The following is a 15,920-nucleotide window of genomic DNA, read 5'->3' on the forward strand; positions in this document are numbered from 1 at the left end:
CATTAGTCATTAGTCATTAGTCATTAGTCATTAGTCATTAGTCATTAGTCATTGGGTATGGGTCATTAGTCATTAGTCATTAGTCATTGGGTATGGGTCATTGGACATTGGTTATTCTTTCTCCCCCTGCTCCCCCTGCTCCCCCTGCTCCCTCATCCCTTCCCCCTTCCCCTCCTCCCATTTTTCCAGGAGATCGGGACGGCGATCGCGTGTTTTTTTAATTTGTTGTTCGTAACGCCAGCGGGCGATGGCAGCATGATTCCCAGACAGCAATACCTCCGGAACTTTCAAGCCACGAAAATTTGCTGGGCGAGTGTATTGGGGATAGTCCAATAACCCCTCCTCAAAACTTTCTGCTATCAAGGATTCGGTTTTGCCTACAGTTCCTGGTAAAAGGCGCACTACGCCATTAATTAAAGCCATTGCTGGAATTTCGCCGCCAGTCAGAATAAAATCTCCTAAAGATACCTCACGAGTCACCAAATGCAGTACCCTCTCATCTACTCCTTCGTAATGCCCACAAATCACTACTAACTGGTCATAATTTGTTGCCAATTCTCGCAACAAAGGTTGATTAATTGTTTGACCCTGGGGACTCATCAAGAGAACTTCTCTTCGAGGTAGAATCGGCAGCGACTCCACAGCATTGAAGATTGGTTCTGGCTTCATTAGCATCCCTACGCCGCCACCATAGGGTTCATCATCTACCTTACGGTGCTTGTCAGTTGTAAAGTCCCGTGGATTAATCAGATGCACTTGGGCAATCTGTTTGGCTAAGGCTTTACCCAGCAGGCCAGAACTGAGAATAGAGTGAAAACAGTCAGGAAAAAGTGTAACTATATCAAAACGCACAGTAATTCGTATTCAAGGACACTAATCTTAAATTTGAATGTCTAGCAAACACAAGAAGCCAATGTTGGGTCAAACTACAGTTAAACTTCATCAATAGTATCTAAAAGTACCAGGAATCTTGGATTTTAGATGGGAGCTAAAGTTTTTCTAATTACTTAATTTATGTTTAAATGTTGTCACAACTACATTTAAATTAATAATCATATCAAGTTAACAACTTTCAGGATGCATCGAGCCAGCCTCAGAAAAAAGCGTGGTCTGACCTGTTCATCCCCAATCTCAAAGGGGAAAACTGAGACTTTGATGCCAGTTTCTTCTCTTGAGAGAGACGCTAAGCAAACAAGTCGGCACAATCGACGAGACTTGCTAACCTTTGGGAATCGTAAGGGCGAACAACTTTGCCAAAGTTTGCAAAGCAATGTCTCTCTAGCGCACTGGCTCCAAAATGGGGGTAAACCCCACCAAAGAAGTGTCCTCCCTAGCTTACTAAGTAAGGACTATTTTGCCAGTCTGGAAGTGGACAGGTGAAAAACAAGGCGCTAGCAGCAGAGTCAGGGCAACAAACACGTTTAAACTGAGGTCTCGTGTGCGTTAAACAAGAATTTGGAACTGTGATCCAGGAGAATCCAAACTTCACAAAAGTGTCCTCTCAGAAGTTGCAAAGCGCAAAAATCATCGGACTCCCGATCTTGTTAAATTCACCTGAAGTTGTTGACAGGAGAAACACAATGCCGGAATTAAAAGCTAAATCGCTGGAAATGAGGACACCCCAAGCAACTAAAACCGCCGTTCTAGTTATCGGAGGCGCAGAAGACAAAGTTCACGGGCGCGATATCCTAAGAACTTTTTTTGGACGTGCCGGTGCTAGTAAGGGCTATATTACAATTATTCCATCTGCCTCTCGCGAACCCGCTATCATCGGTGGTCGGTATATTCGGATTTTTGAAGAAATGGGTGCCCAGAAGGTGGAGATTTTAGACATCCGCGAACGAGAACAGTGTGAAGCCTCCCAAATCAAAGCATCCTTAGAAGCCTGCAGTGGGGTATTTTTGACAGGAGGAGACCAACTGCGTCTCTGTGGCGTATTGGCAGATACGCCAGCGATGGAAATTATCCGGCAACGGGTGAGGTCAGGGCAACTTACCTTAGCAGGCACCAGCGCTGGAGCAGCGGTGATGGGACACCATATGATTGCTGGCGGCGGTAGTGGAGAGTCGCCAAATCGTTCTTTAGTGGATATGGCAACGGGTTTGGGATTTATTCCTGAAGTCATCGTTGACCAACACTTTCATAACCGCAATCGGATGGGGCGGCTGATTAGTGCGATCGCAGCTCATCCCGATCGCTTAGGTATTGGCATTGACGAAGATACTTGTGCTGTGTTTGAACGTGATGGCTGGCTACAAGTTATGGGTAAAGGCAGTGTCACCATTGTCGATCCCACTGAGGTCACCCACACCAACGAACCTCATGTCGGTGCTAACGAACCCTTAACGGTGCATAACTTACGTCTGCATATCCTCAGCTATGGCGATCGCTTCCACCTGTACCAACGCACTGTATTGCCTGCTGTACACCGAATCTCCAGCTGACGGGATAAAGTATCTGAGGTTACACTGAGTTGACCAGAAATTTTAGATTTGGGATTGGGGATTTTAGATTAAAACAGCTTTTTGGTTTATGCTTCGCCACAAAGTTGGTGAAACAAATCTCAAAAACAATCGTTTTGTAGCGTACTGTTATCCCGACTAGGCTTAGCTACGCTATGGTAAATCTAATAATTCACAGAGCTAAGTACCCTTGTGGTCTCTTTGAATCCAAAAGACGCTCGCAGGCACGGCTTAGCTCCGCTATAGTCAATCTAAAATCGAAAATTGGTTGACCGCTCATTTATTTCTTGCTGTAGAAAAATGATGAGAATACCATGTAAAAAGAAAAAACTGTTTGCAATGAACAGTTTAGCGGTCAATTCCAGTAAGAAACTAGAATTTTGGTTCCGAATCTCCATCTACCTATTCCCATGAGAATCCTCAAGATCCAGACCTTACGCGGCCCAAACTACTGGAGCATTCGACGCCACAAGCTGATCGTCATGCGCCTCGATTTAGAAAACCTTGCCGAGACGCCCTCGAATGAAATCCCTGGCTTTTACGAAGGATTAGTTGAGGCGCTGCCAAGTCTGGAGGGTCACTATTGTTCCCCTGGCTGTCGTGGTGGTTTTCTGATGCGAGTGAGAGAAGGCACGATGATGGGCCACATCGTGGAACATGTAGCACTAGAACTCCAAGAATTAGCTGGAATGCATGTCGGCTTTGGTCGCACTCGTGAAACTGCTACACCTGGAATTTACCAAGTAGTGATTGAGTACTTGAATGAGGAAGCAGGCCGTTACGCTGGACGAGCTGCGGTGCGGTTATGCCAGAGTATCATCGATCGCGGTCGCTACCCCAAAGCAGAACTAGAGCAAGATATCCAAGACCTGAAAGACTTCAGCCGTGATGCTTCACTAGGCCCTTCTACAGAAGCGATCGTCAAAGAAGCCGAAAAAAGAGGTATTCCTTGGATGGCTCTAGAAGCCCGCTTTTTGATTCAGCTAGGCTATGGCGTCAACCAAAAGCGGATGCAGGCAACAATGACTGACAATACCAGCATTTTGGGCGTAGAACTAGCTTGCGACAAAGAAGCCACCAAACGTATCCTCGCAGCCGCTGGTGCCCCGGTACCCAGAGGCACAACGATCAACTTCTTGGACGATTTAGAAGAAGCTATTGAATATGTAGGCGGCTATCCCATTGTCATTAAGCCCCTTGATGGCAATCACGGACGTGGTATCACTATTGATATTAGAACTTGGGAAGAAGCTGAAGCTGCCTATGAAGCTGCTAGACAAGTTTCTCGCTCAATTATTATCGAAAGATACTATGTTGGCCGCGACCACAGAGTACTGGTAGTAAATGGCAAAGTAGTGGCAGTTGCCGAACGTGTGCCAGCTCATATCATTGGCAATGGCAGATCCACCATCACCGAATTGATTGAAGAAACAAACCAAGACCCAAATCGCGGTGAAGGACATGATAACGTCCTGACCAAAATTGAACTAGACCGCACTAGCTACCAACTCCTAGAAAGACAAGGCTACACCCTGAACAGTGTGCCACCCAAGGGCACCATTTGTTATCTTAGGGCAACGGCAAACTTGAGTACAGGTGGTAGCGCCGTAGACCGTACCGACGAAATCCACCCAGAAAATATCTGGTTGGCACAAAGGGTAGTGAAGATTATCGGTTTGGACATCGCCGGCTTAGATATCGTCACCTCAGACATTAGCCGTCCCCTACGAGAAGTAGATGGCGTGATTGTCGAAGTTAACGCTGCTCCCGGCTTTAGAATGCACGTCGCCCCCAGCGTTGGCATTCCCCGTAACGTCGCTGGCGCGGTGATGGATATGCTGTTTCCCAATGAACAATCTTGCCAAATACCGATTCTCAGCGTCACGGGTACAAATGGCAAAACCACTACTACTCGACTCCTAGCACATATTTATAAACAGACTGGCAAAGTAGTAGGATATACTACTACAGACGGTACATATATCGGTGATTACTTAGTAGAATCTGGCGATAACACAGGTCCCCAAAGTGCCCACCTGATCTTGCAAGACCCCACAGTAGAAGTAGCAGTACTGGAAACGGCTCGTGGTGGGATTCTTCGCTCTGGACTGGGCTTTGAAGCAGCAAATGTGGGTGTGGTGTTGAATGTAGCTGCTGACCACTTAGGAATAGGCGATATAGATACAATTGACCAGTTAGCTAACCTCAAAAGCGTAGTCGCAGAAGCGGTATTCCCTGATGGCTATGCAGTACTCAACGCCGACGATCGCCGTGTCGCCGCTATGTCGGAAAAAACTAAAGCCAACATTGCTTACTTCACCATGAATCCCGACTCGGAATTGGTGCGGAAACACATTCAAAAGGGCGGAGTCGCAGCGGTATATGAAAATGGCTATTTGTCCATTGTCAAAGGCGATTGGACACACCGTATAGAAAGAGCAGAAAATATACCTTTAACAATGGGTGGGCGTGCGCCATTTATGATTGCCAACGCCTTAGCGGCAAGTTTGGCAGCCTTTGTGCAAAACGTCACAATTGAGCAGATTCGTGCAGGTTTGAAGACTTTCCGGGCTTCAGTGAGTCAAACACCGGGACGGATGAATTTGTTTAATCTAGGCAATTACCACGCGTTGGTGGACTATGCCCACAACCCCGCTAGTTACGAAGCTGTGGGTGCTTTCGTGCGAAACTGGACTACAGGACAGCGCATTGGCGTAATTGGTGGCCCTGGCGATCGCCGTGACGAAGATTTTGTCACCTTGGGCAAACTAGCAGCACAAATTTTTGACTACATTATCGTCAAAGAAGACGATGACACTAGAGGAAGACCACGGGGATCGGCTGCCCAGTTAATTATTCAAGGCATTACTGAAGTGAAGTCTGATACTCGCTATGAATCAATTTTGGATGAAACACAAGCGATTAACAAAGGCTTAGACACTGCACCAGATAACAGCCTGGTGGTAATTTTACCAGAAAGCGTTAATCGGGCGATTAAATTAATTAGAGGGCGTGGTGTGGTTAAAGAAGAGACACACCAACAAAATACTGGTACGACGATCTTTGATTCCCAAAATGGGATTGCACCTTCTTCTGTTGTGAATACATTGCTGTAGTCAAAAGTCAAGAGTCCAAAGTTTAGCATCTAAAAGTTTTTGACTCTTGACCCTTGACTATTGTTTTTCTTGTTCCGGATTGGTTTCATCGCTGGGAGTTTTCATCTCCTGCTTAAAGCCCCGTAGGGTTTTGCCCAGGGCAGTTCCCAACTCGGGAATTTTTTTTGGGCCAAAAATTAGAATAGCTACTATGGCAATTACACTTACTTCCGGCCATCCCAGTCCAAAAAACATATAAGTTTCCTCTACAGTATCTGTAATTAACTATAAACATTGATGGCGAAAGAGGACACAAATAGTGAGTTGGGGCGCAACTTCGATTTTGGCACTTAGAAACCCTGTTTGAGAGTGCTTTGGAATATATACCAGCTTAGTGATATTACCTCTTGGGGCTGGACGAGGACGATGGAATTTCAATCCCAACATTTCCCAGGTTAAAGCAATTTGTTGGCGAAAGCCGCAGACGGATGCCCAAAAACAAAGCAAACAAGACTGTGTTTGCCATTAAAAAGCTAGCGCCCCAAAAAGGGAGTGATATCAAACTCAAGATGAAGTTTGCAGGAAAAGGCGTCGTCATAACACCTATTGTCCACAAAAGGATAAACGAATTCGAGGCGATCGCCTAATATTTGACCAATCATAATATGCGCTTAGCACACCGTACAATAATTTAATTTTTTTTATAAATTTAGGGTGAAATATTTAGATGTTATTGAATTAATTCCATTTGCGATCGCCTTTTATTTATAGTTGCCATTTTTAGATCTGTTTAAGATTATGAGTTTTGTTTATTCTTGCGTAATTGGTATATCTAACCAATTACTCAATTCCTGAGCTAGCCATTCTATTTCCGGTTCAGAGTTAATCACACCATCAGAACCAGCCAGTTGATACTTATGTACTCCAGCCCAAAGGATCAATTCCGGCCTCACCTCAACTCTAGTACCACTATTCAAATCTATCTCAAAGCGTTTTGGAATATAGACCAGCTTCCGTACATGTTGCCTTGGCGTTGGATGGGTACGGTTGAATTTAAATCCCAACAGATCGTTTGTAAAAGTAATTTGCTGATGATTTAGGCGCAGTCGAATGCGTCCAAATAAAGGGAACAAAAATGTATATATCATGTAACAGCCAGCACCCCAAAAAGGAAGTGAGAACAACATAAACAGCAGGTTGGGAAAAGGTGCAGAGATTACGGCAATTATCCAAGACAGGGTGAATGAATTCCAGGCGATCGCAAACAAACCTGTGAATATTATCGATGGATGAAAGCCTGCTGATGGAATAATAATTTCTAGAGAATTCCAATTTTTGATAACTTGGATTTTGCTACCTATCGGTTTGCCAACAGCTAAAGCTTTATCAAGTTCAAATTGGGGCTGTTCTAAAATTTTTAAGGCTTGTGAGGCAGAACTACAACGTTTTTCTAAACTCGGTTCAGTCATTTGCTGCAAAGCGCGAGTAAAACCCGGGCTGAGATTAGCCACTTGCTCAAACTGAATACGAAAATCTTTTTGGGGTAAATCGGCTGGGTGTGTACCAGTCACCAAGTAAATTAACGTCGCGCCTAAACTATAGAGGTCAGAAGCAGCAACAGTCCGCCCGCCAAATTGCTCCTGTGGCATATAGCCATAGGTTCCCACCACAGTCCTAGTCCCAGTTTCTGTAGCGAGGACAGTTTGCACCGAACCAAAATCTATCAGATAAACTTCACCTACACTGTTACCAGAGCGATCGCTCAATAAAATATTGCTAGGCTTAATATCACGATGGATTACAGGCGGATGTAGCCCATGTAAGTAAACAAGGATCTCTAAAACAGCTTTGGCTATCTGTTTGACTTCAGCTTCCGTAAAAGTCCGCCCAGTTTGTAAGTATTGCTCTAAAGTTTGTGCTGGAATATAAGTTTGTACTAAGGCAAATCCTTTGATAGTTGGTGAATTTACCTCAAAATAGTCTAAATAGCGAGGTATTAAAGGATGTGACAAAGATTTTAGCGTTTGGGCTTCTCGCTCAAACAGCTTGAGATCGTCCCATTCAAAGTCACTACCAAAAGAGAGTAACTTGATGACGACTAATTCCTGAGTTTTCAAATCACGAGCTAACAGCGTTCGCCGCCCTGCTTTTTTTCCTAATAGCTGCTGAACTTCGTAGCGCTCGTCCAATATTTGGCCAATCATTATTGTTTGTGATAACGCTACGTTTGAAAAGTTTTCATAGCTTATGGCTTTTCAATTTAGTTTGCCAATATCTTTAGTATAATTGCGTAGTTCTATGCCTTCCCAACTTTGGCCTTATATTACCCCTGGTATTCCCGATGAGTTGTTCGAGCATTTGCCAGGAATTCCCCTGAGCCAGCGAGAAGTCCGACTGTTGTTAATTGCTCAACTGCGGCTACAACCAAATTCAGTATTGTGGGACATTGGCGCTGGGACGGGTACAATTCCTGTAGAGGTGGGATTGCTTTGTCCAAAAGGAAAGATTATTGCTGTAGAAAGGGATGAAGAAGTAGCTAATCTGATTAAGCGTAACTGCGATCGCTTTGAAGTCAAGAACGTCGAAGTCATTGAAGGTAGCGCCCCAGAATGTTTACAAGATCTCAAGGTGACCCCTCACCGCGTTTGTATTGAGGGAGGGCGCCCGGTTCAGGAAATTCTCCAAGCTGCTTGGCAATATTTACCGCCATCAGGTCGGGTTGTAGCCACAGCTGCTAATCTAGAAAGCCTGTATGCTATTTCCCAGAGTTTTGCCATATTAAGGGCTAGAAATATCGAAGTTGTCCAATCTGCCGTTAACCGCTTAGAAACGCGCGGCTTTTCTCAAACCTTTACCGCCGTCGATCCCATTTTTATCCTCAGTGGTGAGAAACTGGATTAGGGACTGGGGACTGGGGACTAGGGACTGGGGACTGGGAATTACGGAAGAGTTTACCCAATCCCCAATACCCAACCCCCAATCCCCAACCCCCAATCCCGAATATCCAATCCCCAGTCCCCAGTACTTCTATGCCTTGGTCTCGGATTATTAGTGGAATTATTGCGATCGCTCTTGCTCTGTGTGCGACCCTTTTAGGTGGTTGGTACTTTACCATCATGTTTGCGGTTGTCGTCTTTTTGGGTCAAGAGGAATATTTTAATTTGGTGCGAGCCAGAGGCATTGCTCCTGCTGCTAAAACCACTATGGCTGCTAGCCAAGTCTTGCTGGTGATTTGTACCCTTGATGGCAGTTTAGCCGATGCTGTGATGCCAATAGCGGGTACACTGATTTGTTTTTACCTACTGTTTCAACCTAAATTCGCCACCATCGCGGATATTTCCGCTTCGATTATGGGGCTATTTTACGTAGGTTATTTACCGAGTTATTGGGTGCGATTGCGAGCAATTGATACTGCTGCTTTTAGCAATCTTCCTTTAGGAGCTTACTGGCCTACAACCTGGGCAGATTTCTGGCAGAAGGCAAATTCTACCTCTTTACCACAAGGTTTGACAGCAACACTGCTGACTTTGTTATGTATTTGGGCAGCTGATATCGGTGCTTACACAATCGGCAAATTCTTTGGCAAAACTCGTTTGTCTGAGATTAGTCCGAAAAAAACCGTAGAAGGTGCTGTGTTTGGTATTACCTCCAGTATTGCAGTAGCTTTAGCTGGAGCTTATTATTTACACTTGCCTAAATCTCTGTTTACTGGTCTAGCATTGGGTTTGCTGATTGGTGTTGCTAGCCTTTTAGGGGATCTCACCGAATCTATGCTGAAGCGGGATGCTGGAGTCAAGGATTCTGGTCAGTTAATTCCTGGCCACGGTGGAATTTTAGATCGTACTGATAGTTATATCTTTACAGCACCTTTGGTTTACTATTTCGTAACCCTACTTTTGCCACTGATCGCGGATGGGTAAAAGGGACTAGGGACTGGGGATTGGGGATTGGGTATTGAGAAATTAGCGAGTGCTGACTGTTGACTGTTGAATTAATAGTTAACAATTATTCTCCTTGTCTCCTTGTCCCCCATCTACCCACACTACCTCATTCCCCATTCCCTTTACGGGTTAACATTAATTCGCCCACGACATACTAGCTGACCTGGGATCAGAGTTAGTTGTTGGATATCAACATCTGAGCCAAGATCGAAATTGTAGCCATGATTGTCTTCTAATAAATCTCCCCGATCGTCCTTGATTTGGATATCTGTCAGTTGCAACTCCTGACCATTAACTAACTGTAAGCCCAGAGAGATCTTCAGAGGTGTTGTTTGACTATTGGTGACTCTAAAACCGAGCAGTATAATTTGGTTGTTCTCAAGAATAATTTCTTGCCAATTAATGGGTTGTGTTTTTGGGCAATGTGTTGGTAAAACCTTAACTAGTAGATCGCTTAAAGCAGTTGATAATAAGCTAGATGAGAGAGAAGCATTGAGATCTTTCTCGTCTATGGTCAAATCGCCAACAACTGGTACTGTTTGTAACAATCGCAAGGGCTTTCCCTTGAGTATTGACCCGATATTTATCTGAATATTTTCTGCAATTAATTGAATTTTTGTAATTAGGAGTCCTTGATAAACTGCATCACTAGCAAAAATAGATACCGAAGGAATGCGTCCAGTAAGAATTTGGCGATCGCTGGCTTTAATCTCCACTTCTAATTCAGATATCTCGCTGACTTGGGCCCTCAACCACAGCTTTAATGCTGTTGTGATTACTTGCGTAATTATTCGGATTTTGTTTACATTTGTTGTTTGGGAATTTTGCTCTGACATCTAACCAATGGAGTTTATGAGTATTTGCTCAACAACTGACGAATTTAAACAAGCCTTAAATGTAACATTTATGCCTAATCACTACAAAATGCAAATATCATTTAATAGTTAACAGTAAATCAGTAATTTATACATGGAGGCACGGTTACAAAAAGTTCTTGCTCAATTGGGTATTGCCTCACGTCGTGAAGCTGAAGAAATGATTAAGCGATCGCGAGTGCGGATCAATGGGGTATTGGCACATTTGGGCCAAAAAGTCGATCCCGAAAAAGATGCGATCGCTATTGATGGCAAGCTGATATCTCCAAAGCAGCGCCCAGCTTTAATTTATCTGTTGCTGCACAAACCAGCTGGAGTAGTTTCAACTTGCTACGATCCTCACCAAAGACCAACAGTTTTGGATCTACTACCAAAGGAATTACGCGAGGGTTCAGGTATTCATCCAGTTGGGCGTTTAGATGTAGACTCCACAGGAGCATTAATCCTGACAAATGACGGAGACTTGACATTTGGACTAACCCATCCACGTCACAGCATTTCCAAGACTTATCGTGTTTTGGTAAAAGGACATCCTCCAGAAGCTGTATTACGGATATGGCGTCAGGGTGTGATGTTGGAGGGTAGAAAAACACGACCCGCTAAGGTACAGATCGTAGAACGTTGTGCTGAAGGAAGCCTTTTAGAAATTGTCTTACAGGAGGGAAGAAATCGCCAAATTCGCCGGATAGCCCAACAACTGGGATACCCAGTAATCCAACTGCATCGGAGTGCCATCGGCTCAATTCAATTACAAACACCAAAAGAACCATTTTTGTCAGAGGGTAAATATCGTTTCCTCAAAGAGCGGGAAATTCACTTTTTGCGAGAACAGATCGACCAGGAGTCAGAATTCAGAATTCAGAATCCAGAATTCAAGTAGGTGAGGCTTGAGACCGCCAGCTAATTGTGGATCGCCCTTGGGGTGATGTATTACCAAATGTAGGGTCTGATTTGCTAACGCTCTTAAATGCGCTAATCATCTACACAAGAAAATTTTCTTGCCGTACTGGCTCAGCAAATCGTAGATTTGTTTAGGGGTTTTAAACCCGTTTATTCATCACAAAAGGAGCTATAAATTCATCTTGAATTCTGGCTTCTGCATTGGTGAATTCTGAATTGTTTCCCAATCGGGTAACCTATTAAAGATTTAGTTGAGTTAAGGAGTGTCAGAAGCCATGAAATGGCCAAGAAAGAAAAATAATCAGCAGCCCCCACTTTCATTAGAGCAACAAAGATCTCAAAAGTTGGCACAAATTGGCGCTCAACTTTGGGCCTTACGTCAAGAACAGGGTCTATCTCTAGAACAAGTGGTTGTATTGACCATGATTCCGCGGCGGCTATTGCAGGCGATTGAAGAAGGTAATTTAAACGATCTCCCAGAACCAGTTTATATTCAGGGTTTGATCAGACAATTTGCCGACGCACTGGGCTTGAATGGAGCCGAATTAGCTGACACTTTTCCGATTAATTCTCCACAAGTGAACTTCCAACCTACGGCGAATAATTCACCCTTGAATCAACTACGTCCTGTTCATCTTTACTTTCTTTACATATTGCTAATTTTATGCTCTGTAAATGGCTTATCTCTTTTATTAAATAATGCCGTACTACAAGCCAGTAATACCCAAAGCGAGCCACAGCCAAAACAAAAGCCCATTGTTAAACCAGAAATAGTTAGACCAGAATTAGCCGAACCAAAACACCCGCTAGAAGTTCAACCTGTCAGCGATACCTCAAGCGGCGTCAAACAAAAAGAGGCTGTACAAATTGGCGTTACCTTGAAAGCGTCATCCTGGATTCGGGTAATAGCTGATGGCAAAACCGAGTTTGAGGGTACTTTACCAGAAGGTACTCACCGGGTTTGGAAAGCCCAAGAGCAACTAACAGTGAAAACTGATAATGCTGGTGGTGTCTTGATGAGTGTTAATCAGGAGAAAGCCAAAGAAATGGGAGAACTAGGGAAAGAAGAAGAAGTTATGATTGCGGCTGCTAAACCCAAGTTTTTGAGATGAGCGGGATGAGGGGCATTGGGAGTGTGGGAGAGGTGGGAGGTGTGGGAAGAAATCTTTCCCCCTTCTCTCCCCATACTTCCCCATCTCCTCAACTCCCCACACTCCCCACACTCCTCAGACCTCACTGTCCTTGCGGGGCACGTCCATTGAGTTTTGTGAGAACTTTCAATCTTGAGCTTAATTCCTCTGTTAAGGCTGCTGCTTGATAGCGCCATCCCCAGTTACCCTCAGCAACACTGGGAAAATTCATCCGCGCTTCGTTTCCTAATCCCAAAATATCTTGCAAAGGAATAATCGCTTGATTGGCTACGGAACTCAATGCTAGTCGAATTAAATCCCAGTGAATGCCTTCAGGACTAACACAACCTAAATAAAGCAATAGGTTTTGCTTTTCGTAGTCGTCAGCTGTGTTGAACCAGCCGACAGTTGTGTTATTGTCGTGAGTTCCGGTATAAACTACAGCATTTCGCGTGTAATTGAATGGTAAAAACGGATTAGCGGCATCGGAACCGAAGGCAAATTGCAAAACTTTCATTCCCGGAAATTCAAATTTGTCTCGCAGTGCTTCTACCTCTGGTGTAATTACTCCCAAATCTTCTGCCAATACGGGTAGCTTGCCCAACTTCTGCCTAATCACTTCAAAAAAAGCTTCACCGGGCGCTTCCACCCATTTGCCATTCATGGCTGTTTGTTCGCCTTGGGGTACAGACCAATAAGCCTCGAAGCCTCGGAAGTGGTCAATGCGAATTATATCTACATAATCCAGCATGGCCTCAAAGCGCTGTACCCACCACTTAAAGTCTTGTTTTTGCAATTTCTCCCAGTTATAAACTGGGTTGCCCCATAATTGACCGGTGGCACTAAAGTAATCTGGTGGAACTCCTGCCATTTGGGCCGCTTCTCCCGTCTCTTCATCTAAGGCAAAAATGTCAGGATGCGCCCAGACATCAGCACTATCGTGAGCTACGTAAATGGGGATATCGCCTATAATCTCTATACCACGCATGTTGGCGTAGCTTTTTAAGTCTGACCACTGGCGGAAAAATTCAAATTGGATGAACTTGTAATAAAAAATTTCTCCATTGAGGCGGCGCTGTGCTTGATCTAATGCTTCTGGTTCGCGCTTAACAAATTCCGGTTGCCATTTATGCCAACTTGCTCCTTCGTTAGCATCTTTCAATGCCATAAATAAGGCATAATTATCTAGCCAATAAGCTTTGCTGTCGCAAAAACCTGCAAACTCTCTCTGCTGGATAGGCGTAGCATTAACTTTAAAGTTTTCACAGGCTTTTTTGAGTAGTCCAATCTTAATTGGCACAACCCGATCGTAATCTAATTGTTCCGCCGGAAATCCTGGTAAATTGGCAAAGTCTTCTTCAACTAGCAAACCCTCGTCTAATAGTTTTTCTGGACTAATCAGTAGGGGATTTCCTGCCATTGCTGAGTAGCACATATACGGGGAATTTCCGTATGCTGTAGGGCCTAAAGGTAAAACTTGCCAATATTGTTGATAGCTTTCTTTGAGAAAATCAATGAAGCGATAGGCTTCTAAGCCTAAATCCCCAATGCCAAATCGACTGGGAAAAGAAGTAGGATGCAGCAGAATGCCACTAGATCTAGGAAAAGGCATATTTAACCTGAATTATAGGAGCAAGCGATCGCCACAACCAAGTGCTATGCGATCGCATCGAATTTATCACACATCAGTATTTACGGAGGAAATCAAGTAAACTCATTTTACTTATCGTTAGTCATTTGTCCTTTGTGAATAACCAATGACTAATGACCAATGACTAATGACTAATAACTATGACTTACCGAAATCCCGCACCGACAGTTGATATCATCATTGAACTAGTAGATCGACCTCATCGGCCAATAGTGTTAATTGAAAGACATAATTCACCCTTAGGTTGGGCTATTCCTGGTGGTTTTGTGGATTATGGAGAAGCAGTGGAAGTGGCGGCGCAGCGGGAAGCTGAGGAAGAAACGGGTTTGCAGGTGGAGTTAGTTGAACAATTACTGGTGTATTCTGACCCCAGTCGCGATCCGCGTCAGCATACCATTAGTATTGTGTTTTTGGCCACGGCGACGGGGGAACCTGTGGCTGGGGATGATGCTAGGAGTGTAGGAATTTTTGAGTCTTGGCGTGTGCCGAGTAATTTATGTTTTGACCACGATCGCATTTTGCAGGATTATTGGCGATATCGGCATTATGGGATACGTCCGAGGTTGGGGTAGGGAGTTAAGAGAGACGCCATGAATCGCGTCTGTACAAGAATTAGGAGTTAGGAGTTGTAAAAATGAGTAAAAAAGTAATTCGTACTGATAACGCACCCGCACCAGTTGGCCCTTATAATCAAGCGATCGCTGCTTCTGGTCAATTGTTATTTGTAGCTGGGCAAATTGCCATCGATCCCCGCCTTGGTGATGTCGTCTACACTGATGATGTCAAAAAGCAAACTGAGCAAGTAATAGCTAATCTGGAAGCCATCCTGACAGCAGGTGGGGCGACTTTTGAAGATGTGGTGAAAACTACTGTTTTTCTGGCTGATATGAATGATTTTGCGGCGGTGAATGCCGTTTATGCCAAATATTTTCCGGAAAATACAGCCCCAGCGCGGGCTTGTGTTGAGGTATCGCGGTTACCTAAGAATGTATTGGTAGAAATTGAATGTATTGCGGTGATTAGCGGTTAGGGCGAATAAAACATTCTCAGAGGATGTTTGTCAAGTCTAAAATGTCAAGTTACAGAATGAAAATTTATACCTTTTGCTTACTTTTAAAACATCCTTTGAGATTGTCAAATATTCTGATCTTATAGAGTAAAACTGTAAATTGATGATTAAAACGATAAATGATGAACATTGAACTCAAACCCGAACACGAGCAATTTATCCAAGCTCAAATTGCTAGTGGGAAATTTACAAATGCAGATGAAGTAATTGATGTAGCATTTCAATTGCTAGAAAAATTAAATTCCGAATATGTCCAATGGGTGGAAGAAACCCGACAAAAAGTTGATGTCGCAATTGCTGAGATTGAACGCGGTGAAGTTTTGGATGGCGAAACTGTAGTGACGCAGATACTAGAAAAGTTCCAAAAGGCGCGTGAGGCTTAATAATGAGCCGCTATGTCATTTCATTATCTGCAAGTCGTGACTTAAATGAAATTTCTGATTACTTTTTAATCCGAAACCTAGAAGCAGGAGAAAAACTATTTAGAGAGTTTAACAATAAATGCCAAAATTTAGCAATGTTTCCAAATATGGGACGCAGTTATGCTTATATTAAACCTTCGTTACGTGGCTTGCCGCTAGATGGATATATAATTCTGTACCAAGTAATTGATGATGGCGTTAAAATTTTGCGCGTTGTCAGCGGTCGTCAAGATTTAGAATCTTTATTTGCAGAGTCGGATGATGAGTAAAGCCTTGGATAACTTCACGCGACATCTGTGAGTTTGCTCTTTATATCTTGGTGTAAGTAGGTCGGTGTTGAAAATTGTCGTTATGACAAGGCAGGAGGCAGGAGGC

Annotated in this window: 16 protein-coding genes and 1 pseudogene; 12 read left to right on the plus strand and 5 right to left on the minus strand. The window is 43.9% G+C overall.

Going from position 1 to position 15,920, the window contains the following annotated elements; translation table 11 throughout:
* Positions 1–111: 111 nt before the first annotated feature.
* The gene (trmD, locus tag ACM0OY_RS36220) at positions 112–852 is read right to left on the minus strand and encodes a tRNA (guanosine(37)-N1)-methyltransferase TrmD (RefSeq protein ID WP_414573562.1); all 741 of its coding nucleotides are present in this window, start codon (positions 850–852) and stop codon (positions 112–114) included.
* 728 nt (positions 853–1,580) lie between these two features.
* Between trmD and ACM0OY_RS36225 the strand changes: the two genes are divergently transcribed.
* Complete coding sequence (locus tag ACM0OY_RS36225) at positions 1,581–2,444, plus strand: cyanophycinase (protein WP_414573563.1); 864 nt, start codon at positions 1,581–1,583, stop codon at positions 2,442–2,444.
* A gap of 428 nt (positions 2,445–2,872) precedes the next feature.
* Positions 2,873–5,578, plus strand: coding sequence for a cyanophycin synthetase (cphA, locus tag ACM0OY_RS36230; protein ID WP_414573576.1), 2,706 nt, complete (start codon positions 2,873–2,875; stop codon positions 5,576–5,578).
* Positions 5,579–5,635: 57 nt separating this feature from the next.
* Here cphA and tatA read toward each other — a convergent pair whose 3' ends face one another.
* Positions 5,636–5,812: a twin-arginine translocase TatA/TatE family subunit gene (tatA, locus tag ACM0OY_RS36235; RefSeq protein WP_414573564.1), complete on the minus strand. Its 177-nt coding sequence runs from the start codon at positions 5,810–5,812 to the stop codon at positions 5,636–5,638.
* Between the two features lie 233 nt (positions 5,813–6,045).
* On the opposite strand from tatA, the gene ACM0OY_RS36240 reads away from it, so the two are divergent.
* The gene (locus ACM0OY_RS36240; RefSeq protein WP_414573565.1) at positions 6,046–6,204 is read left to right on the plus strand and encodes a hypothetical protein; all 159 of its coding nucleotides are present in this window, start codon (positions 6,046–6,048) and stop codon (positions 6,202–6,204) included.
* A gap of 162 nt (positions 6,205–6,366) precedes the next feature.
* Here the strand turns inward: ACM0OY_RS36240 and ACM0OY_RS36245 are convergent, their stop codons facing one another.
* Complete coding sequence (locus ACM0OY_RS36245; protein WP_414573566.1) at positions 6,367–7,761, minus strand: serine/threonine protein kinase; 1,395 nt, start codon at positions 7,759–7,761, stop codon at positions 6,367–6,369.
* A 94-nt stretch (positions 7,762–7,855) separates the two neighbouring features.
* On the opposite strand from ACM0OY_RS36245, the gene cbiT reads away from it, so the two are divergent.
* On the plus strand, positions 7,856–8,458 hold the full coding sequence (gene cbiT / locus ACM0OY_RS36250; RefSeq protein ID WP_414573567.1) for a precorrin-6Y C5,15-methyltransferase subunit CbiT: 603 nt from the start codon (positions 7,856–7,858) through the stop codon (positions 8,456–8,458).
* A 128-nt stretch (positions 8,459–8,586) separates the two neighbouring features.
* Entirely contained in the window at positions 8,587–9,477 is an 891-nt protein-coding gene (locus tag ACM0OY_RS36255; RefSeq protein ID WP_414573568.1) for a phosphatidate cytidylyltransferase, read from the plus strand.
* A gap of 143 nt (positions 9,478–9,620) precedes the next feature.
* On the opposite strand, the gene ACM0OY_RS36260 is transcribed toward ACM0OY_RS36255, so the two are convergent.
* On the minus strand, positions 9,621–10,334 hold the full coding sequence (locus ACM0OY_RS36260) for a DUF2993 domain-containing protein (RefSeq protein WP_414573569.1): 714 nt from the start codon (positions 10,332–10,334) through the stop codon (positions 9,621–9,623).
* A 133-nt stretch (positions 10,335–10,467) separates the two neighbouring features.
* Here ACM0OY_RS36260 and ACM0OY_RS36265 point away from each other — a divergent pair, with 133 nt between their 5' ends.
* Entirely contained in the window at positions 10,468–11,253 is a 786-nt protein-coding gene (locus ACM0OY_RS36265) for a pseudouridine synthase (protein ID WP_414573570.1), read from the plus strand.
* A 295-nt stretch (positions 11,254–11,548) separates the two neighbouring features.
* Complete coding sequence (locus tag ACM0OY_RS36270) at positions 11,549–12,385, plus strand: helix-turn-helix domain-containing protein (RefSeq protein WP_414573571.1); 837 nt, start codon at positions 11,549–11,551, stop codon at positions 12,383–12,385.
* A 121-nt stretch (positions 12,386–12,506) separates the two neighbouring features.
* On the opposite strand, the gene malQ is transcribed toward ACM0OY_RS36270, so the two are convergent.
* Positions 12,507–14,015, minus strand: coding sequence for a 4-alpha-glucanotransferase (gene malQ, locus ACM0OY_RS36275; protein WP_414573572.1), 1,509 nt, complete (start codon positions 14,013–14,015; stop codon positions 12,507–12,509).
* Here malQ and ACM0OY_RS36280 point away from each other — a divergent pair.
* From ACM0OY_RS36280 to ACM0OY_RS36300, 5 genes and pseudogenes are all read left to right on the plus strand, one after another.
* Positions 13,990–14,115: a hypothetical protein gene (locus ACM0OY_RS36280; RefSeq protein WP_414573573.1), complete on the plus strand. Its 126-nt coding sequence runs from the start codon at positions 13,990–13,992 to the stop codon at positions 14,113–14,115. The two genes, malQ and ACM0OY_RS36280, sit on opposite strands and share 26 nt — an antisense overlap.
* Positions 14,116–14,194: 79 nt before the next feature.
* The gene (locus tag ACM0OY_RS36285) at positions 14,195–14,626 is read left to right on the plus strand and encodes an NUDIX domain-containing protein (RefSeq protein ID WP_414573574.1); all 432 of its coding nucleotides are present in this window, start codon (positions 14,195–14,197) and stop codon (positions 14,624–14,626) included.
* Between the two features lie 62 nt (positions 14,627–14,688).
* Positions 14,689–15,084, plus strand: a pseudogene (locus ACM0OY_RS36290) (RidA family protein); the annotation flags it as partial.
* 161 nt (positions 15,085–15,245) lie between these two features.
* Positions 15,246–15,506: a ribbon-helix-helix domain-containing protein gene (locus ACM0OY_RS36295; protein WP_414573577.1), complete on the plus strand. Its 261-nt coding sequence runs from the start codon at positions 15,246–15,248 to the stop codon at positions 15,504–15,506.
* Positions 15,507–15,508: 2 nt separating this feature from the next.
* Complete coding sequence (locus ACM0OY_RS36300; RefSeq protein WP_414573575.1) at positions 15,509–15,814, plus strand: type II toxin-antitoxin system RelE/ParE family toxin; 306 nt, start codon at positions 15,509–15,511, stop codon at positions 15,812–15,814.
* The last annotated feature ends 106 nt before the right edge of the window (positions 15,815–15,920 follow it).

Source organism: Nostoc sp. CCY 9925, from assembly GCF_963920935.1.
Classification (GTDB): Bacteria; Cyanobacteriota; Cyanobacteriia; order Cyanobacteriales; family Nostocaceae; genus Nostoc.

Bases quoted from the DNA above. Each gene is read 5' to 3' on its own strand.
- ACM0OY_RS36225 (WP_414573563.1), top strand. From the start codon at position 1,581: ATGCCGGAATTAAAAGCTAAATCGCTGGAAATGAGGACACCCCAAGCA.
- cphA (WP_414573576.1), top strand. From the start codon at position 2,873: ATGAGAATCCTCAAGATCCAGACCTTACGCGGCCCAAACTACTGGAGC.
- tatA (WP_414573564.1), bottom strand. From the start codon at position 5,812: ATGTTTTTTGGACTGGGATGGCCGGAAGTAAGTGTAATTGCCATAGTA.
- ACM0OY_RS36240 (WP_414573565.1), top strand. From the start codon at position 6,046: ATGCCCAAAAACAAAGCAAACAAGACTGTGTTTGCCATTAAAAAGCTA.
- ACM0OY_RS36245 (WP_414573566.1), bottom strand. From the start codon at position 7,761: ATGATTGGCCAAATATTGGACGAGCGCTACGAAGTTCAGCAGCTATTA.
- cbiT (WP_414573567.1), top strand. From the start codon at position 7,856: ATGCCTTCCCAACTTTGGCCTTATATTACCCCTGGTATTCCCGATGAG.
- ACM0OY_RS36255 (WP_414573568.1), top strand. From the start codon at position 8,587: ATGCCTTGGTCTCGGATTATTAGTGGAATTATTGCGATCGCTCTTGCT.
- ACM0OY_RS36260 (WP_414573569.1), bottom strand. From the start codon at position 10,334: ATGTCAGAGCAAAATTCCCAAACAACAAATGTAAACAAAATCCGAATA.
- ACM0OY_RS36265 (WP_414573570.1), top strand. From the start codon at position 10,468: ATGGAGGCACGGTTACAAAAAGTTCTTGCTCAATTGGGTATTGCCTCA.
- ACM0OY_RS36270 (WP_414573571.1), top strand. From the start codon at position 11,549: ATGAAATGGCCAAGAAAGAAAAATAATCAGCAGCCCCCACTTTCATTA.
- ACM0OY_RS36280 (WP_414573573.1), top strand. From the start codon at position 13,990: ATGCCACTAGATCTAGGAAAAGGCATATTTAACCTGAATTATAGGAGC.
- malQ (WP_414573572.1), bottom strand. From the start codon at position 14,015: ATGCCTTTTCCTAGATCTAGTGGCATTCTGCTGCATCCTACTTCTTTT.
- ACM0OY_RS36285 (WP_414573574.1), top strand. From the start codon at position 14,195: ATGACTTACCGAAATCCCGCACCGACAGTTGATATCATCATTGAACTA.
- ACM0OY_RS36295 (WP_414573577.1), top strand. From the start codon at position 15,246: ATGAACATTGAACTCAAACCCGAACACGAGCAATTTATCCAAGCTCAA.
- ACM0OY_RS36300 (WP_414573575.1), top strand. From the start codon at position 15,509: ATGAGCCGCTATGTCATTTCATTATCTGCAAGTCGTGACTTAAATGAA.